Raw genomic sequence first — 22,839 nt, 5'->3', positions numbered from 1 at the left:
TCCTCCTGTCTGTTTAATATGCTGGCCGGATTGTGATGTGGGCCAGTTCGTAGGCGTAGCTGTTGAGGTAGACGGTGTTGCTGGCCCTGCGGTTGATGACCGGGGGCCTTATCGTCATTCTCGACGAGATGGCTGCCCCGGTATTGAGGTAGAGCGTCGCTTCGTTCCGCCGGTAGGTGCGGAGGAAAAGCCTCATCCCGACGCCCGCTGCGACGATGCGCTTCATGACGCCGGCGATGAGCTCCGCCGTGTCAATCTTCTCGGCTTCGAGGTCTGCTTCGTCAACATATATCCACACCTTCGCGGGGAAAACTTCGTCGAGGTCTACTTGCTCCGGCTCGATGTCGAAAAGGGTCGCCGCCGCATTGATGACGGTCTCGATGTCGCCGCCGGAGAGGAGGCTTATCATCTTGACCTTAATCAGCAGGCGGTAGAAGGCGTCAGGAGCCCCGTCTCGGGCTACGCCGAAGTTCTCCCCGTAGCGGTCTAATACCGCGCCCTGCGCGTTGTCAAGGTCGTCCCAGAGGAGTATCTTGTCGCTCTGGTCGTGGACAAGCTCAAGGCCCCACGCAAGGGTGTTGAACAGCCGTCCGATGTTGGTCTCGAGGGGGAGGCTGCTGTATGCGTTCCTCACGTCGTCCCGGTTGTACGCGCCGGTGAGCATATCAAGCATTGTGTGTAGGTAGCCGTGGCTCATGAGACGCTCACCTTCGCTTTCTCGGTGTATGCCTTCTCTCTGGTGTCTACCTCGATGTTGTAGGTGCCGTAGTCGCTGCCGTCCGGGCTGGTCTGGAGGGTGAAGTCGAGGACGCCGGGGATGGTGTAGATGACCTCCGGGAGCCGGTTGTAATACACGGTCTCTCCGATGGTCGTCCCGCCTTTCACGTCGCTGCCGATGTAGTCGATGAGGGCCTGCGCGATTTGGTCTTTTCCGTCCACAGGGAAGCGGTTGGCGTCCGTCTCGAGGTCTGTGACCTTAATCCACACAGGCACGAGGGTCGGCCTCGAGAATTTGATGTTGTAGGTGACGCCGCTGGAAGACAGGACGGCGACGGTGGTGCTTCCGTAGGTCTGGATGCCTGCCGCCTTGCGCCGGAAAATCTGCTGCGCGACGTCGCTGTCGAGCCCGCCGTAGACGACAGCCTCGATGCTGTGCGGGGGGAGGCCCTCGCTGTCTGTTTCGTCGGTGTCGTTCTCGTACACGATGGCCGAGTAGACGCCTTCGACGTTCTGCAAAATCTCGCCCCGGATGGCGTCTGCGTTGACGCCGCCGGCATAGTCCACGGATTGGTAATACCTGTCCCGGTATTCCTCATCTGTCTCGCGGGCCCGGCCTCCGTCGAAGGCTGCCGGGTTCGTGACCGCCGTTATTCCCTCCGGGATGCCGGGGTTGATGACGACGGTGACGGTGCCCGCTGCTACGTTGCCCTCTGGGCCCGCTGTGGTGGCCTGTGCGGGCAGAAGGACGGTTCCCCCTGTTCCTATCTCCCCCTGCGCCATGACGACGAATTGGAGGCCCGCTACGGTTCCTGCGAGCCACCCTACGGGGACGATGGTTCCCGGCGTACCTGTGATTTGGAGGTAGCCGCTCGACTTCTGCTCCGACAGGAGCTTGAGGCCGATGGCCTTGCCGAGGTTGTAGAGAGAAGTTCCTACCGCCGTGTCAACGAAGCGCGAGTTGTAGACGTCCTCGATGGTGGAAAAGAGCATATTCAAAATCCATGCGAAAATCCGCAGGAACAGGCCAATGGGCGAACGGACGGTGAGGTTCGCCTTGCTGCCGAACAGCTCCCTTGCCTTGTACTCGAGGGCGTCGAGAAGCTCCGTGTATGTGGGCCTTCGGAAGCCTCGCTCCGTGAGGCCCCATTCGTTTTGTGTGCTCACTGCTGCGTCACCTCCATGCTGATGGTCTGGCCGCTGTAAAGGGTGCCGGAGAAGGCGACGTTGAGCTCGCGCCCGTCTGTCTCTGCGTCAAGCTGGTCTATCTGCTCGACGTCCGTCTCTTGGAAGATGGCCTCCCGTAGTACCTCCTCGACCTCATCGCTCTCGAGGTCGGAGCGCCGCCGTCCGAAGATGCGCTCGTAGTCGGTGCCGTGGCTCTCGTCGAGAGGGAAGCCGCCCTTCCACGTGAGAAGGGTAAGCCGGACGCACTGCGCCGTGGTTTCGTCGCCGTAGATGAGCACCATGTTCCCGTCTTCGTCGATGGGAATGTCCATCGTCTCGGGGTCGATTTTCAACGTCATGTTTCTGTCCACTTGCTTCCCTCCTTTACTGCGGTGGTGATGTCTGCCCGTCCGGGCAGGTGTGTGTATGGCTCTTGAGGCTGACGCCTCCGGCGATGACGTCGCCCGTGGCCGTGATGCTGCCGGTGACGGTAACGTCCCCAGTGACAGCAACATCGCCGATGATGGTGATGTCTCCCGTGACCTTCGTGTCTCCGAGAACTTCGATGCCGTCCTCCTTGACGACGAGGTAGATGGAGCCGCCCTCTGTTCCGATGGCGTATCCGTCCGGGAGGCTGTTGCTGGCGCTGCCGGGCAGGATGCCGCCGATGAATATGGCGTCGGTGGCCGAGTGATTGCGCTCTGTGTTTGGCTCTCCCTCGGTGCCGCTGCTCACGGCGTTGTCGATGTCATGGTCGCAGAAGACCACGAGGCCGATGTCTCCGGCCTTGTAGGCGACCTTCTTGGAGAAGCCTCCGCCCCTGTCGCACACGATGGGGACGCCGAGGATTGGAGGCTGGCTCTGGTAGGTTCCCTGCTCGAGCCTTTTGGAGATTGGCTGCACATCGACGGTCTGCTTCGCACCATCGTAGGCCGTGACCTTGACGATTTGGGCGACGTTGATGGCCTCTGCCGCTTTCTTCTTCTGCTGCTGCTCGTATCTGTACTGCGGCGTGTTCATGTGGGCCTCACCTCGATTTCTGTCTTCCAGTCGCCGCTTTGGCTGCCCTTGTGGGTGCCCCGGACGATGATAAACTGCCCGTTGAGGTCGCTCGACTGGATGCGGATGATGTCGGCGGGGCCGAGGTGGTAGTTGAGAAGGCTGTTCCGCTTCTTGGTTTGGGCTTCTTCGTCCTTCTCCTCGGTGGTCTTCTTGGTGTCGAGGTCGGTCTCGACCTCGATGACGACCTTTTCCTCATCCGTGCGGAGGAGGCCGGTCTCCGGCGATAGCAGGTAGCCTTTGTTCACGCCGTCCGTCGGGTTGTTGATGATGATTTTCCCGCAGCGGATGAGGAACCGGCTCTTGCAGTCGCTCACGACGATTTCCTTCAAAACGTCCTTGAGCTTTCCCTTGCATACCCTCCCGCGAGGGTATTCCTTGTCGATGGCGAGCTCAAAGGTTCCGACTTCGATGCCGAAGATGTTGAGAAGGTCTTGCACCATCGCCTTCGCCTTTATGCTCTTGGTGTAGGTCTTGTTGACCTGTGCCGTGAGCCATTGGTCGAGGGCCTCCGTGGCCGTGATTTTGGTCGTCCATTCTGTGCTACTGTGCTTGTGGGAAAGGCCGGACACCTGCCCGACGAAGATGACGCCGAGGTCTCCTTCGTAGCCGGCATTGATGATGACCGGGTCTCCCTTCTTGATGCTGTTCCGGGTGTTCGCCGACAGGTTGTAGGCGTTGACGGTGGCCGTTGTGAGCTCATCACTGTCCTCGAACGGAACCTCGAAGTCGAAGGCGAGGTCGTCCATCGAGTATCTGTTCCCCCCGATTTGGAGGGTCGCGCTGCGGAGCCAGAAGTCCATCACTCGACCCTCCTCTCGTGGAGGTACAGCTTGACTTGCTTCCCGAAGTTGTCGAACGTCACTGTGTCGATGTCTTCCCCGGTGAGGCATTGAGGGATGATGACCGGGAGGGGGAAGCGTTCGTCTTCCACGCTCCCGAAAAGGGGCCGCCCGTAGCGAACAATGTCGCCGTAGACGAGCGGCTCCCCGTCACTGGTGGCGAGGTCTACTGTGAAGAAGCTCCCCGCCTCGTTGTACTTGACCGTGAAAGTATAGGTCTTGTCCGTGAGCTTGACGGAGAAGGTGTAGGGCACCTTGCTCGTATCAATCTCGACGACCTCGACCTCGTTTCCAAGGTCGATAAGCTGTAATGCCATAGCCGCCCTCCTTCCGTCAGCTCACGCCGTTGTAGCTGGCCGTCGCTCTGGTGGCGGGGCCGCTGCTGCTGGCCGGTTTGCTGTTGTAGCTGTTCACATAGGCGGCGTAGGCGCTACTGGAAATGGTCTCCGACACTGTGGTCTTGAGCCCGTCGCTGCTGGTTTTCTTGGTCTGGGCTGTCGAGTAGCTCGTAGGCTTCCCGGTGTCCTGCTGCGTCATCATCGGCATCGCCCCGACTTCGACCACCTCCGAGGAGGAGATGTTGACCTGCTGGAAGGACACCTTGAAGGTGCAGCCCTTCGCGTTCTTGGCCCCGTAGTCGAAAGAGAGGCTTGTGATGACGAGGTTTGCGATGCGGACGCGCCCTGTGTAGGTTACGATGTCCCGGCGGTCTCGCATGGTTTGTAGCGTCTGCTGGCCCTGCTGGCCGCCGATGATGGTGCCGCTTATGGAGAATTTGACCGGGTCTTTTACGACGTGGTCGTTGATGTCTGCGCCGTTCTCGATGGGGTTCGAGGTGACTTTGCTGGACATAGAGACGGCCTCGCTCTGGATGTTACCGATGGTGTCCGGCTCGAACCGCACCGAGCCGCTTTTCCGGCCCGTGATGGTGTATGCCATGCGCTGTCACCTCCTTATGCGTAGGCGTTCTTGATGTTCATGGTGTCGTACTCCTCCTCTCGCATCTCCTTGTAGAGCCGCCGGAACATGGCCTCCGCCTGCGCCATTAGGCTGTCGGCGGTGCCTTGGTCTACGTTCCCCTGCACTTGCAGGGTGAGGCTCGGGGAGAAGCTGCTCGAGGAGTTGATGTTGCTCGATGCGCCGGCGATGAGCTGCTCGCTCTTGTCCGCCGGGATGATGGCCGTGCCCTGCGGGAGGAAGGCGACCTCTCCGCCCTCCTCATTGATGCGCGTCCAGCCGCCTTCAAAGTTGTCGGTGCCTTCCGCGTTTCCGGGAATGGACGTCACGCCGACGCTTACGGACGCGCTGCTCGCGCTGGCCGCCGCCGAGGCGATGCGGTTGAAGGCTGCGACGATGGCGTTCGCCCCGCTCTCCGCAGCCGCCGTCATTCGGCTCCATGCCGTTTCGGCGTCTATTGCCATCGTGGCGTAGGTGCTGCTGGCCTCCGCGCCCATCGTCTTGAGGTTGAGGTCTGTGATGTCCTTGGTCTCGATGATGCTTTCCTGCGCGGTGGCGTTGGCCTCCGTTGCCGCCCCGGTAACGTCCGAGGTGTACTGCGACGTATCGACGGCGAGGCTGACCTCCGTGTTCGCGCTCTCTTGCAGGCCGTTGACGGCTCCGTTGAGCCCTTCGACCTCCTCCTTGCTGTCTTTCGCGCCTCCGAAAAGGCCGGAGAAGAAATTGACGACGGCTCCGACGCCGTCTGCCAGCCAGCCGATGATAGTGCCGAGCACGTCCCCGATGACGCCCAGAACATTCCCGATGACCTCAAGGACAGGGGAAAGGGCTTCGAGGATGGGGGCGATGAGCCCGAGCAGCTCTGCAATCGGCGGGAGAATGGCCTCTGCGATGCTCTGAATGACCGGCATAAGGGGCTCGATGAGCGAGATGATGACGTTCAAAATCTCCGTCAGCGGCGGCATAAGGGTCTCGACCAGCAGGCCGAGGATGCTCGCCAGTGGCGGCAAAACGGTCTGCGCGAGGCTGCCGAATACGTCGATGAGCGGTATTGCGGCTTGGAATACCGTGCCGAGGACATCCGTGAGGACAGGCAAAAGGGCCTGCCCGAGCTCCATTATGACCGGCATGGCCTGCGAAAGGCCCTCCGAGAGCATTTCGACGAGGCCGAGGAGCATGGGCTCGATGGTCGGCCACGCCTCGATGATGGTGTTGAGGAACTGCTCGATGACGGGGGTGAACTTCCCTCCGGCGTCCTCCATGAAATTCGTCCAGATGCCGTTGAGGCTCTTGGTGCTGTTGGTGAGGCCGTCCGTCTGTGTGATGGCTGCCTGCTGCACCTTGGAGCTCTGCTCGATGATGGAGGCGAGCCGTACTTGCGCGAGGGTGGCTTCGTCCATTTCGTCGATGTTCTCCCCGAGCCCCATCTTCATGGCCTGTGCCTTGACCGTCGCTTCGTCCAGCTTGACGCCGTACTCTGCGAGGGCCTCGCCGTTTCCTTGGATGCCCTCTTGGATGAGGGTGAGGGCCTCGGTGTCATCCATCGAAAAGGCGTTGCCGAAGTCGTAGGCGAGGGACGTGGTGGTCTTGGACAGCTCCGCCGCCGCGTCGTCTGTGATGCCGAGGTTGGTGTAGAGAGCTTGGTTGCTGACAAGGAAGCCTTGCACCTCCGTGTTGCTGCGGTGAACGGCGTCCGCGTAGTTGTCGGCCCATTCTCCGACGTCTGTGCCGGCGAACAGGTTATCGAACTTCGCGGATGTGTTCTCCCCGAGCTTTGCTGCCTCTACTGCGGCGCTGGCAAATTCCTTGATGGCGTCGGTGGCCGCTTGGATGGCTTCGATGCTCAAGAAGGCTGCGAGCGCCCCTTTGATGGCGTCCTTGACTTGGTTGCCTGCGTCGCTGCCCTCCGCGCCCATGTCGTCGAGCGCCCGCTCTGCGTCCTTGGCCTCATCCTCTACGTCGTCAGCCGCGTCTGCGGCCCCGTTAAGGGCTTGAACGAGTTTCCCCTTTATGGTCTGTATTGGATGGGTGAAGGCCGTTCCTATGGCCTTTGCGCCCTTTGTGACGTCGTTCTTGAAGCCTGTGAATTGCTTTTGGGTGTAGGCGAAGGCCCCGGAAACGCCGGTGCGGAAGCTCTTGGCAAGCGACTGTCCGCTCTGGATGCCCGCTGCCATCGTCTTCTTGAAGGCCGCGCCGAAGCTGTCGGCCTCCGCTCCCATTTTTCGGAAGCTGTCGCTCGCATCGTCCCCGGCGTCGTCGAAGTCTGCTCCCATCCTCTGGGCGGCGGCTCCGGCGTCCCGTGCTGCGTCCGCGCCTGCCGCGCCCATGTCGCTGATTGCGCGGCTGCAAGACTGTGCCCCAGCCTCTGCCCGGTCTACAGCCTCATCAACGTCGCCGAGGCCGCTTTCCATCTGTTCGATGGCGTTCAAGGCGTCCGACGCTTGGAAGCCTACGCCATAGGTGAGGTCTCTTGCGTCTGCCAAGTTTTCACCTCCTTAAATGCCGAAATAGCCGCCCCCGAAGGGACGGCTATTTCTTTCTGTTGGGGTTCCATTCTCCTTGCCACAGCAAGCGGGCCTCGACGGCTTCCCGGTACTCTCTCAAGTCCATTTCTTTGAGCTCGGAGTAGGTGATGCCGCTGCCGGCGAACACCATGCACCAGAATTCCCTGTTCCGCCGGGCCCGCCGCTGCGCTGCGGCTACGCTGGCCTCACTCTCGAAGAAAGTTCTCGATGGCCTTGATGAGCCCCTCCGGGGTCTTGAGGTCATCCTTCTCATCGAAGTAGGCCATGCCTTCGTTTCTCACCTCGGCGGGCGCGATGACGCAGTTCTTGAACATCCTGTCCATGTACTCCGCGCTCTTGCGCTTTCCGCTGCCGGTGTTCCCACACTCATCGTTGGTCTCGTAGTACCACGACGGAGAAACGCTCTGCAGGGTGAATTCGGTTCCGTTGACAGTTACCTTTTTCTGACGAGCCATATACTTTCGGTAGCCCCTTTCTGATAATGATTTCGGCCTTTCCGGCCAGTTCTTCTTTGCCATCTAAATCCCCGCCTTAACGGTAGTTGAGGTCGGGGATGTAGACGTTGACGGTGACGGTGGTGGGGTCTTTGCTTCTGGGGGTGTCCGGCATCTTGAGGATGCGGCAGTTCTCCTCGCTGACCTGGATGGCGTCGGCGTCGTTGACGTCCGAAACGGAGAAGCGGACGGGACGCCGCTTCGCGCAAATCTCGCGCAGGTACGCAAGGCTCGAAGACGTGCTCATAAGGGGCAGAGCGGCGTTGCCGCTGTTGTTCGCGTTCTCGCTGTATGCGACGTCGCCCTTGGCCCCCACGCTGGGCGTGACGGCGTCCTCATTGTGGGTGAGGGTTACGACGCCGTCTGCGGCAAAGCCGGTGATTACCCGGCCTCCGACGGACACAGTGACCTTCTTGGGGTCGTAGGTGCTGACTTCCGGCATGGTGTGTTCCTCCTTTCACTTACGCGGTGAGGGTGGCCCGCAGGGTGCCTACCACCTTGACGCGGTGGACAGCGCCCTCGAGCAGGGCCTCCCAAGTGATGTCCGGCATCTGGCGGGCGCGGGCCTCCTCATCCGTGGCATCGGCCCGTTTCGGGACGACGACAGAGAAGACGCCTGCATCGCTTTCCGGGTCTCTGGCGATGATGCCGAGGTCGGTGGCCCGGTTGAGGGTCGCGAAGACGGCTCCGGCCACCAGCGCGAAGCCTGCGTCGGTGTAGGGCACCTTCGCATTCTCGAGCAGGACGGCGTAGAGCTCCTCCCTCATGTAGCTGGCGATGTAGTCTGCGCCGAGCTGGTTGTCGATGAATTCTCCGTCGCAGCAGACGCCGTTCTTGACGTACTGCTTCTTGTACTCCTCCGTGAGGAAGTTGACGTTTGCCTCCTCGAGGGCCTCTCTCTGGGCGCTGGTGATTGCAGGCATGGTGATGCCCTGCGGCACCTTGAACTTCCACGTCACGCTCTGCGGGTAGAAGGGGCCGACGTTGCCGAGGTAGGCGGCGTCCGCTTCCTCATCGAGGTTCTCGGTGTCGGTGTAGATGAGGGCGCACCGGCGGTTCTTGACAGCCAGAGAGAGGTTGTCAGTCTGGCCGAAGTAGAATTTGCGGTGGTCTTCCTCGCCTGCGCCGAGCTCCGCCTCTGTCGGCTCCGTGCCCTCCGCCCACGCACAAAGAGCTTTGACGTAGTCGTCTCCGTCTTGGTCGGTGAGCAGCATATACCAGTCGTCGTCGGTCTGGCGGAGGGTCTCGATGGCAGTGATGAGGGCCTCCGCCTTCTCTCCGTCGTCCTGCCCGGTGGGGGGCGCGATGCCGGCGATTTTGACCTTGCGGATGAGGGTGTCTGCGAGTGTGGTCTTGCCCTGCTCAAACAGGGCGCTGACCTTCCGATAGATTTTCGCGGTGGTGCCGCTGTTGGGGTAGTCCTCCGCAACCTCCTCGAGGCTGCGGTAGATGGCGGGGTCTTTGGCCCCGGCGGTGCTCAAGATGAGGATGTCGAGCGCCTCCGAGGGGTTCGGCTTCGCGTCGAGGTTTACGACGACGATAACGTCTTTCGGCATTTGGTTCACTCCTTTTCTTGTTTGGTGACGACGTTTTGGAGGATGTCGTCTCTCCGCTGGTCGTCCTTGGTGTAGCGGACGCGCACGTCAAAGCCATACCGGCGGGCCGCTTCGTCGATGACGAGGGTGGTTCGGTTCCCGACGTTCGTAACCTCCGCGACGACGATGCCCTTGTTGGAGAGGTCGTTGTAGCCGCCCTGCAACAGGTAGCCGATGGCCTTCTCTGTTATGCTCTGGGCTTCATCGTCTCCGTAGACGTATTCCTCGCCGTCCCACCTGTTTTCGGAACAGGCAGTGAAGGAGAAGGTAGCGGAAGGCTGCTCGCGGCGGTTGTCGATGAGCGCCTCGGTGCCGTCTTCGTTCTCGATGACGGTCTGCGTGTGGTCTCCGAGCTCTCCCGTCGATGCGTATGGTGCCGTGACGCTGTAAACGATGAAGGGCACCTCTGCTTCCGGCTGCACTTGGTCGCTCAAGAGGACGGGGAGGCCGAGCGCCGCCGCGAGGCTCGAGACGAGCGTGTTTCTGACTTCAAGGAATGTCATTTCGGCGAGCTCACTCCCTTCTTCTCAACAACATAGCGTTTCAGCGGGTGGATGGGCCCGTGGGTAAGCTCTTGCTTCACGGTATAGACCTGTCCGTCGAAGGTGTCTCGTACCTGCTGCCCGACGGTGAGGCTGTGGCCGTTGGTGTAGAGCTTTTGGCTGTTCTGCGTGTAGGTGCCCGCGATGGCGTACTGCAGGTCTTCGTTGTTGACCGGCATTACAACGCCTTTGAAGGTCTTGGACGTCGGCTTCGTGGGCTTCCACTGGCCTCCGTTCGCTTGGTCGTAACTGCCGCCGGGCTCGAGCTCCTCGATGTCGTGCAGCAGCCCGAGGGGGATGGTGGGCTTTGCGTACTTGAACATGGCTATCCCTCCTCGATTTCGTAGGTGATGGATTGGTAGAGGCGTCCCGTGCTGTAAAGGGGCTTCCCGCTCTTGGTGGTCTCCATTGTGATGCTGCTCTTGGGCGGGTCAATGCCCTTCATGATGTAGGCCTGCGTCATAGCCGCCGCCCGCTCGCCGATGAGGGCCGCCGCCTCTCTGGCGGTTCCTCCCTCGAGGACGATTTTGTCGATGGCTGCCTTGCAAGCCTCCGCGAGTTCGTTCTTCCCGTGGTCGAAGCTGCCTCGAATGAAGCTGCGCTCTGGGATGGTGACGGAAGGGAGGAGAAGGAACAGGAAATTGAATTTCCCGTTCCCCTTGTCCGTAACTCCGAACAGATGCCCTTCCTCCGACGTGATGAAGAAAAGCCCTTGGAAGTCCCTCGGGCTTTTCCCCTCCGCCTCCCGCGAGATGGGAATTGCGAGGTTCTTTACGTTCTTGGCGCGGATGGTCGCCCCGTATTCGTGGACGCCGGCTATCATGAGGAGGTAGCTGTCTGCGTCTCCTTGTATGCCGACGTGGATTTTCAAGGCTTGAAGGGCCTTGAGTTCTGTCTTGATGCGCTCGAGCTCTGGGCGCAGGGTGTCTCTGATAATCGCCACGGCCCACCTCCTCACAAGCGGGTGTAGTAGCCAATGGTCGTGAGCCAGCTCTCTCGCGGGTTCTTGTCGAACGTCCAAGAGACGTCGGAAATGCTGAACGCGGACAGGCCTTGCGCCCCGTTCTGCATGATGGAGAATTCCTGCTGGATAATCCCCCACACCACTCCCTGCAGGTCTGCGGGGAGGGTGCAGGGGTCGTCTTCCGTGGCGTCCTTTGGGAGGACGTAACCGGCGGTGTACTTGACCTCCAAATACCTCGCTGCGAGGAGGAAGTCGTAGGATAAGCCGCCGACGTAGCCCCGGAAAGTCCAGCCGTTGTCCTTGTAGAGGACGCCGATTTCTCCGTCTACGGTGTAGTCGTACTCCTCCGGCGGGATAATGCTTCCGTCAGTGGTGTCCTTGACGTACTCGACATTGATGATGGGCCATTGGAGCAAGACGAGCTCTTGCGTCCCAGAGGCGACGTAGCGTTGTGTGTACTGCTGACGCCCGAGCTTCCGGCCTGTCATTCGCTCAATCCACGCCGAGGCGTAGTTGATGAGGTTCACGAGCATGGCGTCTCGCTGCTCATCCACGTCGTCCGGGGCGATGCCGAGCATGATTTTCACGTCCTCGAGGGTGGTGAGGGCGTTGTTGGCCAGCTTTGCGCTCATAGGTTCGTCACCTCCTGTCGGAAGGGAAAGAGGGCGGCTACTCGCCGCCCTCCTCGACCTTCTCGGTGTTCTTCTTGCCCTTGCCCGCGCTGCCGGTGTCCTTGGTCTCCGTCACCGGGGCCGCCTTCTTATTGCTCTCGGGGCGGGGCTGCTTATACACTCTGGACATAGCCGTCTCCCTCCTTACACCGGCTGCACGTTCTTGTCGCCGAGGGCGATGGCGCAGGTGGCGGTGCAGCTCGGGGAGGTTCCGCCGGTGCACTCCACGGCGACGGTGGCCTTGATGAACTGCTTGCAGCCCACGAGGTCAATGTCGATGTTGTGGAGCTCGCTGCCTGCGGGGTCGGCCTCGATGGTGACCGCGCCGGTGTCGTCGGTGGTCTTGCCGGGCACAACGAGCTTGTCGGCGACAGGGGTGTAGCTGCCGCCCTCGGTATCGCACTCGGTAAACGTCACCTTGACGGTGATGCCGGTGGGGGTGCCGGTGGCAGCGCCGAGGGAGACGCCCAGCACGGCAGAGAGGTAGCCCTCTCTGTCGATGGCGTCGCCGCTGGTGTAGGGCTGCACCTTCACGTTCTCAAGAAGTTCTCTTTTCATGCTGCTGTTCCTCCTTTGGTGTTATGCGCCTTCGCCTTACGCGATGGCGACATTCTTGACGACGATGAAGCTCTCCGCATGGCGGGCCGCGATGTCCACATACATGAGGGCGCGGGTGGCGGAGAGGTTCTCCTCGAAGGCGTTGTGCTGGACGCCGTTCTCATCCGTCCAAGAGCCGTCGAGGGTGGTGTAGGTCTCGAGGCCGAGCTGCTCGCCCACGAGGAGGTCGGCCCAGTTGCCGAAGATGATGGTGGTCTTGTTGCTGGCGGTCTCAATCTGGTTGGAGACCTTGTAGGGGAAGCCCAGCAGTTTGCCGCCGTTCATCTCCTCGCGGTAGATGTACTCGCCCGTGGTGGTCTTCATGTTCTTGAGGAAGCCCTCGACGAAGCTGTTGAACGTCCAGCCGAGGCCGAGGTCGTCCACGTTCTTCGCCAGTACCTTGGACACAAGCCACACGGGGAAGTCGGCGGTGATTTTGCCGTCTGCGCTGGCGAGCTCGGTGTTGTTCAGCGCGGTAGCGTCAACGGTCTCGACCTCCTTATTCTTGGCGATGCCGAGAGGCTGGAATTCGCCGCCGCTGCCGAACATACCGCCGTAGTCGAGGCCCAGCTCCATGCGACGGGTGAGGTCGTTGGCGAAAAGGGCGTCGGCGGAGTAGTTGGTGCTCATGAGCAGCTCGCGGGTCTGGGGCACAATGGCCTCGAGCCGCTTCGCGCTCATTTTGATGTTGCCGAAGGTGGGCTGGCTCTTGGCAATCTTGCGAGCCTCGCCGCCCCACGTCGCACGAGCGCCGGAGGTCATCTTGGGGATGTTGAGGTTGCCGTTCGCCATAGGCACCTTGCGAGCGCCGAGCTCGAAGATGACGGTCTTGGCGTACAGCATCTCGATAATCTCATCGAGGTAAATCTCCGGGATGAGGTAGCCGCCGGAGCTGGGGGAGGTGGCGGACATGGCCTTGAATTCGCGGGCCATAGCCTCATCGCCGTAGTTCTTCTTGGCGTAGTAGGCTGCGGCCTCGGGGTCGTGCCGGCCAAAGACGTCCAGGCACTTCACAGCGCGGGCGAGCTGCACGTCGGCGGGGATTTTCTTCTTCTCGACGGTGACGACTTTGCGGGGCAGATAGATGTCCGCGTACTTGCGCTGCGCGGGGGCTGCGGTGCGCTTCTTAGTCTGGCGGGTGGCGGTGGTCTTGGTGGCCTTGCCCTCCGCGACCTCCTCCTCGGACTTCTCCTCGGTCTCGGCGTCGTCGGCCTTGGCCTCCTCCTCGGCGGTAAGACCGTCAAGGATGGCGGCGGCCTCGGCGATGATTTCGTCGGGAGTAATCTCCTCGGGCACCTCCTCACCGGCCTCCTTGCGGGCCTTGCGTTTCTCGGCGGCAGCTTCGACGGCCTCCTCGATGACGCTCATGACGTCCATGCCCTCACCGGCGGTCTCCTCGGCGGGCGGAGTGTCTTCCTTCTCCTCGCCGAGGCACTCGGCGACGGCGGCCTTCACCATCTCCTTGAGGTCGTCTGCGCTCATCTTGAGAGACTTGCCGCTGGGAGTGTTTTTGTTGTTCATAGCCATTGTTGGTGTTCCTCCTTTAGAGTGTGATTTCAATGGTGGGTTGGGTCGGGGCTTTCTTGAGGCCCCGGATGGGATAACGCTTGCGCGACTTTGCTTTCTCGCCTTCGACCTCGGAAATGAGGGCGTCGAGGGTCTTGGCTGCCTTCTTCATCGTCTCGCTCGCCTCTTTGAGGGTCTTGAGGCGGGCAGAGCTGATTTTCCGGCCTTCCTTGACCTCTGCGGCTGCGTCCTCGGTGAGCTTCACGGCCCTGTCGGCGGTCTCTGCGGCCTTGTAGCCGATGACCGTCGCCTCGGGGTTCATGGCCCACGTCACGACGCTCACCTCCCAGAGCTTTACCTCCCGGAGGTGCCGGATGCCCGTTTCGTCGTAGTCGAATACGATGGGGTCGTACCCGATGGACAGCTCATTGAGGACGCCGTCTTTCAGCAGCACCTTGACGTCGCGCCCCATCGCGGTGTCGCTGATTTTGGCCTTGATGTAGAGGCCCTTGCTGTCCTCTCTGACTTCAAGTGGGCGTCCGATGGGGAGGAGGCTGTCGTTGTGTAGCGCGAGTATCTTAACTCGCTCAAATCCTTCGGCGATGGTCTTCGTGAAGGCTCCGGGCTCTACGATGTCGCCGCCGTCATCGACGTTGCCGAAGACGGAGCCGTAGCCGGAGAAGATGCCTTGCTCCTCGTCATAGTCGTCCACGTTGAAAAGCAGGGTTTTGTACTCGGTCTTCCGGCCCTGCTGCTTCGCCCCTCGGGCGAGGGATTTCTCCCATGCGGTAACTCCCGCCTTGGGAGAGTAATAATTCGGCGAGACGCGCAGGTTTGCCAGCGCGAGCTTCGCCGCTATTACCGGGTCTTCTGCGACGATGTTGGTCGCCGCATCCTTGGTGCCGTGTCTGGCGGCCTCAACGGCCATTCCAGCGGCCAAAGCCTCGGGGCGTATCTTTTCCCCTTCGAGGTCTACGCCGATGTTTCTGGCGGCCTCTGCGGCTTGCTGTGCGGTATATTCCATTGAGCTACCTCCTAAAAGTTCGGGGTGCATACGCACCGGCAGTTTATAACTTCGTCCGCCGGGCCGTCCGGGTCTCTGGGGAACCGTAGGCCGTTGGAGAATTTCGCGTCGATGGGTACGGTCTCTCCGTCCATGCGCCGGTGGTCGCGGCGGTAGTCCGGCGTGATGCTCATGTGGTGCCACGTCTTGGTCTGGGCTCCGGCGTTCACCATCATGTCGTACTGGCCCGTCGAGAGGCTTGTCATGGTCTCTTGCTGGGCGATGAGCCGGGCCCGCTTCTCATTGGTGTTCATTTCCTGCATGATGCTGTCCGCCATGACCTGTGTGCTGTCGCCGTTCTCGATGCCGTCGGCAACGATGCGGGCGATTGCATCCTTCGTGGTCTGGGTGACGTTGGTGACGCGCCTGCCGCCGCGCAGCTTCGCGGTGCTGATAAGCTCGGGGCGCTGTACACCTCGGAGCCCGTAGAGCTCTTGGGTCTGCTTCGCCCCGGCGGTGTACGCTTCTTTCCACAGCGGTTCAAAGACTTTGTTGAGAACGTCCGTCTCATTCGGCCAGTCGATGAGGCTCCCGACAAACTCGTCCATGAGGGCCTTCCGCTGCTCCTCCGTGAGCGCCTCCCATGCCTCCCGGTCTACCTGCCCGGTCTCGGTGATGTACCTCTTGAGGGCGTCCCACGCCGTCGAGGATGCCTTCTCGGTAGCACCGAGGGCGCTGCCGATGCGGCGGGCCTGCTCCCGAAAGTATTTCATGGTCGCAATCTCGAAGGCCGTGGTACTCTGCCGGGCCGCTGCGTCCTCGCTGCGGATGATGGCCCGGAGGCTGACACTCTTTTTCTGCTTGCCGCCGAAGGCCGTGATTTCAACAGCGTCCGGGTCGGCTGGCGGCTCCTCAACGTCGATTTCCTCCGCGCCGCCGGTCTCTGCGGTTGCGGGGTCTCCGTACTGCAGGTTCGCCATACTGCTGCTCACGCTGGCCGGGTCTTCGTTCGCCCTCATGTAGATGTCGGAGAAGGTCGTCTTGTAGACGTCCCCGCCCACCTCTGCCGGGGGCATATCGAGGAGCTCGCGGGCTTCGTCCTTGGTGAGGAGCCCGGCGTTCCATCCGTCGATGCCCTTCATCTTGTCGAATTCTTGGTTCCGGGGAACGATGTCGTCATAACGCCACAACAGCCCCTCTCCGAACATCGGGAGGAGCTGTTGATTGATGGCCTCCTCGCGCCGGCGAAGGCGCGGCATAAGGACGTTTTGCGCGTAGATGTATTGGGCTGCCTCTGAGGTGGCCCGGTTGCTGCTCTCGGTGATGCCCATGATTTCACGGGGGACGCCGAAATGCTCGAGTGTCGCGTTGCGGATGAAGGTTCTGCCATTCACCATGTCCATGTCCTTCATGCTCTCTGCGACCTTCTGGATGCTGATGTCGCCGCCGGTGGTGGCTATGCCGTGGCTCTTAAAGACGCCTTTGAACCGTTCCAGCCATTCAGCGCGGAACCGCTTGCGCTGTTCGTCACTGCTGCCGGGCATGGAGACGATGATGTTCGGGGTGGCGTCGTTGTAGAAGAACCGCTTTTGAAACTGCGCGGCGTATTCGTCGATTTCCACTTCGTCGGCGATGGCCTCCGCCTGCCCGAGGCCCCGAAGGAAGGGGTCGAGCGGGTTGATGTCCTTCATCACGAACATATCATCCACGCTGACTTCCATGATGCTGCCGCTGGTGGTCTTGACTGTGTAGTAGGGGTGCCCGAGGTACGGCGTCATCATCACCCAATGGGTCGGTACCGGCCAAAGCTCTGCCGGGCGGCCTGCGGGGTCTTTCTCGATGACGAAGTAGCCCTCGCCCTTGAGGAGGAGGTAAATCTCCTCGAGCCGCCACAAGGCTGCTGCCGAGAATTCGTGCAGGGGGTTCGGCTGCGCCCAAAAATTGAGGAAGCTGTGCCGGGTGATTTCGCTCTCCTCGCCGTCGCTGCCTACGACGTAGAGCTTGCCGGTGGCAAAGGAAAGGTCGGACGCGATGCGCTCCACCACGGAGAGGCGCGGGCTCTTGGAGAACATCTTAATCCAGTCGTAGGTGTTCCGCTCCGGCGGGCGCGTCCACCTCGGTATCATGGCATTTCCCTCGGCGCGGCTGAATTGGTCGCTGGGAAGCTGCCTCCGCCTGTTAAACAGGGGCATCGCGGTTCACCTCGCTCTCTGTTTGGTCTTTCATTGGTCTCCTCCTTAATCGCTCTCGAGGCTCCACGAGAGCATATTGTCCGCCGCCGTGGTGATGAGCATTGTCACGGCGTCCGGGGCGTCGTCGTGTTCGTTCGGCCCCCGGATGGTGTAACTGGTGAAATGGTCGTAGAACTTCTCGTAGTCGCTGCCGTGCGCGTAATCCTGCCGGAAGTGTACGCGCTGCTTTATCTGGCCGCTGGCCGTGAGGATGCGGGTCTCCTTGTTCGTGCTGGACGGCACCGCCTCGATGGCCGTGAAGCCCTTGGCCTTCTCGCGGATGCTCTTGGCGTACAGCCGCCCGCCTGCGTTGCTCTCGATGCGGAACCGCTGTACTTTCCAGTTGTCCAGCGCCCCGAGGGTGAGGGGCTCCGTTATCTCCGCTTGGTCTTGGGTGTATATCACGTCCACCACATAGATGTCGTTTCCGAAAAGGTAAGCCACAATCATGCAGTAGTAGTCCTCGCCGGTGTCTGCGACGTCTGCAACGGCTATCACGCCGTCCGGCGTCCTTCCCCGTATGTCTTCCATCTCGAAGTAGTTGAGGGCCTCTGCAGGGAACAGGAGGCCTTCTGCGGGCCTCGGGTCTTGCTGGTAGAGGCTCATGAAGACGTGGGGGTTGCTCTGCTTTGCAGACAGCAGCCGGGCGAGGCTGTGGCGCTCCGGCCAGAGGGCTTCGCCTTCGTGCCGGGGGTCTATGTCGGTGGGGTCGCCCTCCTTGATGGCTTGGAATTTGACGACTTCCCATTCTCCCGGCTCGCGCTTGAGGATGACGCCGGCGAGGTCGTCTTGGTGCCAGCGCGTAAGGGTGATGAGCTGGCGGCTGTCGTTGTGCAGGCGGGTGGTGGCGACGGTGTCGTACCAGTCTTGGATGCTCCGCCGCACCGTGGGGCTCCATGCGTCCTTCGGGTCTTTGTACGGGTCGTCGATGATGAGCACGTCGAGGGCGCGGCCCGTTAGGCCACCGCCTATGCCGACGGTGACGAGGCCGCCTTGCCGCCCTACTATCTCGAATTCGTCCGAGTTGCGGAGCCAAGAGCCGACGGCTGCGCGGATGTTCGCGGTGTTGAGGCGGGTCTCCGGGTAAAGCCCTGCGTATTCCCGGCTGTCGATGATGCGCTGCACGTCCCTGTTGAACTTCGATGCGAAGTCGTGGTTATAAGAGACAAGGCCCGCCCGGAGGTCTGGGTTGTCCCCGAGCATCTTGGCCGGGAGCCTGCGGCTGCACAGCTCGCTCTTTCCGTGCTGCGGCGGCATGAACACCATGAGCTTTTTAATCCTTCCGGCGGCAAAGGCGTCCAGCTTCGCCGCATAGCTGACGTGGTGCCAGTTTTCGATGTAGAGGGGGTTGGTGTACTTCGTGAAGTCGATGAGGCTCCGCCGGGCGAGCTCCATCTTCGCGGCGCGGGCGATTTCCCGTAGCTGCGCCTTGGTGTATAGCCTCTCGCGGGCGTCATTCTTCCTCATCGTCGTCACCTCCGTCCATGCTGGCGAGCTTGCGGAGGTCTGCGTCCGTCAGCTTCGACCAATCTATGCCGCCGTCCGCCGCGCCCTGCTGCCCGCTGCGGGCCGGGGTGCCGGTGGGCTGCAAGAAGCCCGCCTCCTCGAGGAGGTTGCCGCGCTCGAGCTTCGCGCCCTCCACAATGAGGCGGATGATGGCGTTGGCGTCGAGGTCTTCGACGTTCAGCCTGTCGAGGGCCTCGGTGGCCTTCTTCTGCATGAAATAGCCGGTCTTGCGCTGGCGCTTCCGGGCCTCCTTGAGGTCTTTGGCTGCCTCTGCTCGCTCTTGGCGCTCGAGGTCGTTGTCATAGGCTCGGGCCCGTTCTACCCATTCCCATCGGCTGCTCCACCTGTCCATGAGGTTCTTGCTCTTGCCTAACTTCCGCCCCACCTTGGCCGTACTGCGGCTTGAGCCCATATCGCGGTAGATGGAAAACGCCTCGAACGCCTGCGGGGTCTCTCCCTTTTGCCGTTCCCACGGGAGGGCGGCCTCGGGCTCCGGGCGTCTCTTTGGCATTCCCATCCCTCCCTTATCGCTTTATCGCGTATCTGTAAATGACATCCCCGTTCTCATCCTTCCCATCCGGCACAAGGACGCCGCCGTAGGCTCTGGCCGGGCTGGTGCCCTTCTTGGTGTCGTTCCAGTTGGAGCGCAGCCATTGGGCCATCGTGGTGTCGTACAGAAGGGCGCGGGCCTTGTTGCTGCCGGTGTTGTAGCCGCAGGCCCCCACCCAAGGGAAGTCGAAATACTTGTTGATGCTCTCCATCACGTCGGAGAAGGTGACGAAGCCCTTCTCGCGGGCGATGATGATGGCGTTCCCGATGTTGCCGGTCTGGCTGACGCCCCATTCCGGCGGGACGCCGCAGCAGTTGCAGGCGTCGTTGCATTCCCGGCAAAAAGCGTCGGAAACGTGGAAGCGCATCCCAAGGCTGTGCGTGAGCTCCCGCATCCTGTGGATGATGGGGGCCTTGATGGCCCGGTTCAGCCTCTTGTAGCCCTGCTGCTTGCTGTTCTCCATGTAGAACTGATGGATGTCGTACCCGAGCACCTCGCTCATCGCCGCGTATCTGGCCTTGAGCCTGTCGTCGGCCCGGCTCTCCATGCAGAAGAATTCGGTGGTAACGCTGTCCGCGCCCGCCTCCTTCGCCGCCCGGATGAGCGTTGGGTAGTCCTCGCTGCATCCGATGATGAAAGGCCGGAGCCGGAGCGTGACGTGGATGCCGATGTCGGCGAGCCTCTTGATGACTGCGAGCCGCTCTTGCGGCGACGGGACGCCGCGCTCAATCTTCCGGGCCTTCTCCGGGTCTGCGGTGATGATGCTGATTTTGACGTGCCAGTTGTGCGTGTGCCGGGCGAAAAGCTCCATGTAGCGGCTGTCCTCCGTCCACCACGCCGCCTTCGTCGAGAAGGATAGCGGGTAGTCGATTTTGTCAAAGTAGCGGAGGAGCTCGAGGGTGACGCCGTTCCGGCGCTCGTATTCGTCGAATTCGTCCGCGAGGCCGCCCCACTGCATGATGCGCCGGTCTTGGATGTACTTGAAGAATTGCACGTCCGTCTTGTTCGCCGCTGCGGTGTTGTTGACCGCCGCGTTTTCAAACAGAGCGATGACCTTCTCCGGGTTCACGCTGCGCGGCTGGCCGGTGAGGTAGCCTTTGGTGGTATGGCTTTTCTGGAAGAACGAGAAGCAGTAGAGGCAGTTATAGGAACACCGGCTGTATGTGTCCATGCTCATCGGCATGGAGCAGTCCGGGATTTCCATGCTCCACCGGGGGCTCGTATAGTTTTGCTTGAGCTTTTCCATCTGCCTCACCTCTTTCCGCGCTTTACCATGAGCACCTCGCCGGGGCGCTTGGGGTTCAGCTTGAGGATGTCCGGGTACTTGGCGACGAGCAGCTCCGCCACGCGGATGACGCCGCTCTTGTCCTTCCATGCGTCTTCGCATCCTCCCTTGGAGTAGTGCAGCGCGTCGCAGGCGAAACGGTCTAACCGTATGCAAGCCCCGTACTTTCGGATGATGCGGCAGCACAGCTCATAGTCCTCTTTCGTCTGGAGCTCCTCGCAGAAGGTGATGCCCGGCGTCGCCACCATGCCGATGAGGGTTCCGACGCAGATGGCCGCCTTCTTGTAGCCGCCCCGCATGAAATAGGCGTTGGCGACGGGGTAGAGGCCGAAACAGATGGTGCGGTTCTTCTGGGCCGTCGCAAAGCCGAGCTTGCACATCCGCTCAAACTTCTCGAGGGTGTCCAGCGGCACGAGCCCGAGGTCTTCCATGACGACCTGCTTGATGTCGTCGTCCATGAAGACGACGTTGGTGCCCTCCGGCACGTTCAAGAGGATGGTGTTTCTGTTCCCGGCTGCGGTGCTGGCCTCCCGGTACAAGAAGGTGCCGACGCGCTCGTTCAAACCGCTGCGCGTGTATGCGTCCCGGTCTTCCTCCGTCTGGACGCTCAAGATGCGCCGCTCCTTGGGAAAGCCGAGGCTATCGAGGTAATCGAGCGTCCGGGAGGCTTCCGGCCTCTTGTAGCTCGCAATTCCCACATAAAAGTCCATGCCTCACTCCTCCATTCTGATGACGGTGGTTTTCTTCCCGGCCTTGGCGGTGGCGTCGTAGCCCATGCGGTCTATCCACCTCTGGGCGTCCCGGCTGCTGCGGAAAGTGAGCGTCACTACCCACGAGGCCCCGAGGAAGTCCGGGTCTTCGTCTTCTTCGTCCTCCTCATCGTCATGCCATGCTGCCGGGTCTTCGACGTCGTCGTTTTTGGCGAGGATGAGGGCGATTTCCTGCCCGGTGAAGCCCGTGACCTTCGCCTCCTCGAGCTCGTACTCTTGGAAGATTTCTTCCAGCCGGGAATAGTCCCACTGGCCCTTGATTTTGTTGAGGGCCACGTTGAGGAGCTTTTCTTCCTTCTCATCAAGGTCTACCACGCTGACCTCTGCGCTGGTGTAGCCGAGGTGCTGCAACACGGCGAGGCGCTGGTGGCCGCCTACGATGTGGCCGGTGCGCTCATTCCAGACGATGGGCTCGACGTTTCCGAACGTCTCTATGCTGTTCTTGAGCCTCTCGAACTCCGGCATATCCGGGGTGAGGGCGACGCGGGGGTTATAGTCGGCGGGTATCAGCCGCGAAAATTCAATTTCTTGTATCTTCATAGCTGTCGCCCTCCATGTGTATCACGAGGTTCCGGCCTCCCCTCGGGAAGCCCCTCTCGATGCCCTCGCCCTCGAGCCACTCCTCTGCGGCCTGCCGGGTCGGGAAGGAGAGGTAGATGCTGAATTCCCCGTCGTCCTCCTCGGTGTCGTCGCCGTCGTCGTCTTCCTCCGGCTCCGGGTCATCTTGGTAGAGGTCTGTGGGGTCTTCGTCCTCACCTCCGAAAAGGGTCTTGAGCTCCCCGTCGGAGTAGCCGGTTGCGAAGATGTCCTCTGCGCTGAATTCCTCGAACAGGTCTTGCAGTTTTTCGTAGTCCCACTGACCTTCGATGCGGTTCAGTGCGACGTTGAGCAGCTTTTCCTGCTTTTCGTCGAGGTCTACGACTGCCGCCTCTGCCTCCGTGTGGCCGAGGTCGAGCAGGACGTTGTACCTCTGGTGCCCGCCGACGAGGTTGCCCGTCCGAAGGTTCACGACGAGCGGCTCCACGAGGCTCCACCGGCTGATAGATGCCTTGAGCGCCTCGTATTCCTTTTCACCGGGCTTGAGCTGCCGCCTTGGGTTGTAGGCCGCCGGTTTCACGTCTGCGAGCTTGATGCGCTTGATGTTCACGCCGCTTTCCTCCTTTCTGGCATGAAAAAAGGCCGCCCCGGTTTCCCGTGACGGCCTTGGTGCCCTTTGCTGCTGCGGCTATCCGCAATTTCGCATTGTAGGTATTATAGCACAGGCAAAATTCACACGCAAGGTTCGCAAATTCGCGGCTGAAATTCACATTGACGCCTGCGAGCCGTAGAGGAGAACCGCGACGGCCCGCACCAGCCTTCCACGCTGCTTCCAGAGCTGCGTGTTGCCGCATTTGAGGTCAGCGGCGATGTCGTCGTCCTCGAGCCCGTCGATGTACTTGGCCTCGACGGCGGGGTAGAAGGGGTCGTCCTCGATATGGGCGAGCGCCTTCTCGAGCGTCTCTATCTCGTACTCATCCGCCGCTATGGTGGCCTCGAGGTCTTTGATGATGGCCTCGAGCATCTCCTCCGGGGTGAGCCGGTAGCCGGTGCGGCTGAACCGCACAATGCTCTTGCTCCGCTCCGGGGCCCCGTGGGTCTTGATTTGCTCGAGCTTCTCCTTGTCATCCTCGACCTTCTGGCGCAGGACGGGCAGGGCATAGAGCCTGCGCTCGGTGGCCTTGTAGGCGTCCTTTGCGATGCTCATGCCCTGTGCCCGGCCTGCGTTCACGGCCTTCTGGATGATGGCGTCAAAGTCCGGCCAGTTGTTCTTCCCCATGTTGACCGCCTCCTTTTCGTATGGGGTGGCCCCTCTCAAAGA

The 22,839-nt window shown here is 61.3% G+C and carries 27 protein-coding genes; all 27 read right to left on the bottom strand.

Going from position 1 to position 22,839, the window contains the following annotated elements; all coding sequences use genetic code 11:
• Positions 1-13: 13 nt before the first annotated feature.
• The gene (locus NE609_RS06095) at positions 14-697 is read right to left on the bottom strand and encodes a hypothetical protein (RefSeq protein WP_178627631.1); all 684 of its coding nucleotides are present in this window, start codon (positions 695-697) and stop codon (positions 14-16) included.
• Positions 694-1,884 carry a baseplate J/gp47 family protein gene (locus NE609_RS06090; RefSeq protein ID WP_148337925.1) on the bottom strand — a complete coding sequence of 397 codons (1,191 nt, stop codon included), beginning with the start codon at positions 1,882-1,884 and terminating at the stop codon, positions 694-696. The genes NE609_RS06095 and NE609_RS06090 overlap by 4 nt, the downstream gene beginning before the upstream one ends.
• A complete protein-coding gene (locus NE609_RS06085) occupies positions 1,881-2,255 on the bottom strand; it encodes a DUF2634 domain-containing protein (protein ID WP_162612367.1) in 375 nt (124 codons plus the stop codon). Before NE609_RS06085 ends, NE609_RS06090 begins: the two co-directional genes overlap by 4 nt.
• 13 nt (positions 2,256-2,268) lie before the next feature.
• A complete protein-coding gene (locus NE609_RS06080; RefSeq protein ID WP_162612366.1) occupies positions 2,269-2,904 on the bottom strand; it encodes a Gp138 family membrane-puncturing spike protein in 636 nt (211 codons plus the stop codon).
• Complete coding sequence (locus tag NE609_RS06075) at positions 2,901-3,746, bottom strand: hypothetical protein (protein WP_178627633.1); 846 nt, start codon at positions 3,744-3,746, stop codon at positions 2,901-2,903. Before NE609_RS06075 ends, NE609_RS06080 begins: the two co-directional genes overlap by 4 nt.
• The gene (locus NE609_RS06070; RefSeq protein WP_087301549.1) at positions 3,746-4,102 is read right to left on the bottom strand and encodes a hypothetical protein; all 357 of its coding nucleotides are present in this window, start codon (positions 4,100-4,102) and stop codon (positions 3,746-3,748) included. Before NE609_RS06070 ends, NE609_RS06075 begins: the two co-directional genes overlap by 1 nt.
• Positions 4,103-4,118: 16 nt before the next feature.
• Entirely contained in the window at positions 4,119-4,724 is a 606-nt protein-coding gene (locus NE609_RS06065) for a phage baseplate protein (protein WP_087301547.1), read from the bottom strand.
• Positions 4,725-4,738: 14 nt separating this feature from the next.
• Entirely contained in the window at positions 4,739-7,225 is a 2,487-nt protein-coding gene (locus NE609_RS06060; protein WP_148337929.1) for a hypothetical protein, read from the bottom strand.
• 227 nt (positions 7,226-7,452) lie between these two features.
• Positions 7,453-7,785, bottom strand: coding sequence for a hypothetical protein (locus NE609_RS06055; protein WP_256152011.1), 333 nt, complete (start codon positions 7,783-7,785; stop codon positions 7,453-7,455).
• Between the two features lie 13 nt (positions 7,786-7,798).
• A complete protein-coding gene (locus tag NE609_RS06050; RefSeq protein ID WP_178627638.1) occupies positions 7,799-8,203 on the bottom strand; it encodes a phage protein in 405 nt (134 codons plus the stop codon).
• A 19-nt stretch (positions 8,204-8,222) separates the two neighbouring features.
• On the bottom strand, positions 8,223-9,317 hold the full coding sequence (locus tag NE609_RS06045; RefSeq protein ID WP_178627640.1) for a DUF3383 family protein: 1,095 nt from the start codon (positions 9,315-9,317) through the stop codon (positions 8,223-8,225).
• Positions 9,318-9,322: 5 nt separating this feature from the next.
• On the bottom strand, positions 9,323-9,859 hold the full coding sequence (locus NE609_RS06040; RefSeq protein ID WP_148337933.1) for a hypothetical protein: 537 nt from the start codon (positions 9,857-9,859) through the stop codon (positions 9,323-9,325).
• On the bottom strand, positions 9,856-10,221 hold the full coding sequence (locus tag NE609_RS06035; protein ID WP_087301537.1) for a hypothetical protein: 366 nt from the start codon (positions 10,219-10,221) through the stop codon (positions 9,856-9,858). The genes NE609_RS06040 and NE609_RS06035 overlap by 4 nt, the downstream gene beginning before the upstream one ends.
• 2 nt (positions 10,222-10,223) lie before the next feature.
• Positions 10,224-10,841 (bottom strand): hypothetical protein, encoded by a 618-nt coding sequence (locus tag NE609_RS06030; protein ID WP_256152010.1) that lies wholly within the window; start codon positions 10,839-10,841, stop codon positions 10,224-10,226.
• Between the two features lie 11 nt (positions 10,842-10,852).
• The gene (locus NE609_RS06025) at positions 10,853-11,494 is read right to left on the bottom strand and encodes a phage head-tail connector protein (RefSeq protein ID WP_178627644.1); all 642 of its coding nucleotides are present in this window, start codon (positions 11,492-11,494) and stop codon (positions 10,853-10,855) included.
• A 37-nt stretch (positions 11,495-11,531) separates the two neighbouring features.
• Positions 11,532-11,663, bottom strand: a complete 132-nt coding sequence (locus NE609_RS06020; protein ID WP_256152009.1) for a hypothetical protein — start codon at positions 11,661-11,663, stop codon at positions 11,532-11,534.
• 14 nt (positions 11,664-11,677) lie between these two features.
• A complete protein-coding gene (locus NE609_RS06015; protein WP_178627646.1) occupies positions 11,678-12,091 on the bottom strand; it encodes a hypothetical protein in 414 nt (137 codons plus the stop codon).
• A gap of 36 nt (positions 12,092-12,127) precedes the next feature.
• Positions 12,128-13,657, bottom strand: a complete 1,530-nt coding sequence (locus tag NE609_RS06010) for a phage major capsid protein (RefSeq protein ID WP_256152008.1) — start codon at positions 13,655-13,657, stop codon at positions 12,128-12,130.
• 16 nt (positions 13,658-13,673) lie between these two features.
• Positions 13,674-14,660, bottom strand: a complete 987-nt coding sequence (locus tag NE609_RS06005; protein ID WP_256152007.1) for an HK97 family phage prohead protease — start codon at positions 14,658-14,660, stop codon at positions 13,674-13,676.
• Positions 14,661-14,671: 11 nt separating this feature from the next.
• Positions 14,672-16,765: a phage portal protein gene (locus NE609_RS06000; RefSeq protein WP_256152006.1), complete on the bottom strand. Its 2,094-nt coding sequence runs from the start codon at positions 16,763-16,765 to the stop codon at positions 14,672-14,674.
• Positions 16,766-16,876: 111 nt separating this feature from the next.
• On the bottom strand, positions 16,877-18,337 hold the full coding sequence (terL, locus tag NE609_RS05995; protein WP_087301529.1) for a phage terminase large subunit: 1,461 nt from the start codon (positions 18,335-18,337) through the stop codon (positions 16,877-16,879).
• Positions 18,324-18,887, bottom strand: a complete 564-nt coding sequence (locus tag NE609_RS05990; protein WP_087301527.1) for a hypothetical protein — start codon at positions 18,885-18,887, stop codon at positions 18,324-18,326. The genes terL and NE609_RS05990 overlap by 14 nt, the downstream gene beginning before the upstream one ends.
• A gap of 13 nt (positions 18,888-18,900) precedes the next feature.
• The gene (locus NE609_RS05985) at positions 18,901-20,172 is read right to left on the bottom strand and encodes a radical SAM protein (protein WP_178627649.1); all 1,272 of its coding nucleotides are present in this window, start codon (positions 20,170-20,172) and stop codon (positions 18,901-18,903) included.
• 5 nt (positions 20,173-20,177) lie between these two features.
• Entirely contained in the window at positions 20,178-20,921 is a 744-nt protein-coding gene (locus NE609_RS05980) for a hypothetical protein (RefSeq protein WP_178627651.1), read from the bottom strand.
• A gap of 3 nt (positions 20,922-20,924) precedes the next feature.
• Positions 20,925-21,521 carry a ParB N-terminal domain-containing protein gene (locus NE609_RS05975; RefSeq protein WP_178627653.1) on the bottom strand — a complete coding sequence of 199 codons (597 nt, stop codon included), beginning with the start codon at positions 21,519-21,521 and terminating at the stop codon, positions 20,925-20,927.
• Positions 21,502-22,128 carry a ParB N-terminal domain-containing protein gene (locus tag NE609_RS05970; protein WP_148337947.1) on the bottom strand — a complete coding sequence of 209 codons (627 nt, stop codon included), beginning with the start codon at positions 22,126-22,128 and terminating at the stop codon, positions 21,502-21,504. Before NE609_RS05970 ends, NE609_RS05975 begins: the two co-directional genes overlap by 20 nt.
• A 156-nt stretch (positions 22,129-22,284) precedes the next feature.
• Positions 22,285-22,797, bottom strand: coding sequence for a hypothetical protein (locus NE609_RS05965; RefSeq protein ID WP_178627655.1), 513 nt, complete (start codon positions 22,795-22,797; stop codon positions 22,285-22,287).
• Positions 22,798-22,839: the final 42 nt, after the last annotated feature.

Origin of the sequence: Anaerotruncus sp. DFI.9.16 (genome assembly GCF_024461615.1) — a bacterium.
Lineage (GTDB): Bacteria > Bacillota > Clostridia > Oscillospirales > Ruminococcaceae > Anaerotruncus > Anaerotruncus massiliensis.
This window is presented reverse-complemented; position numbering and strand designations above follow the sequence as displayed.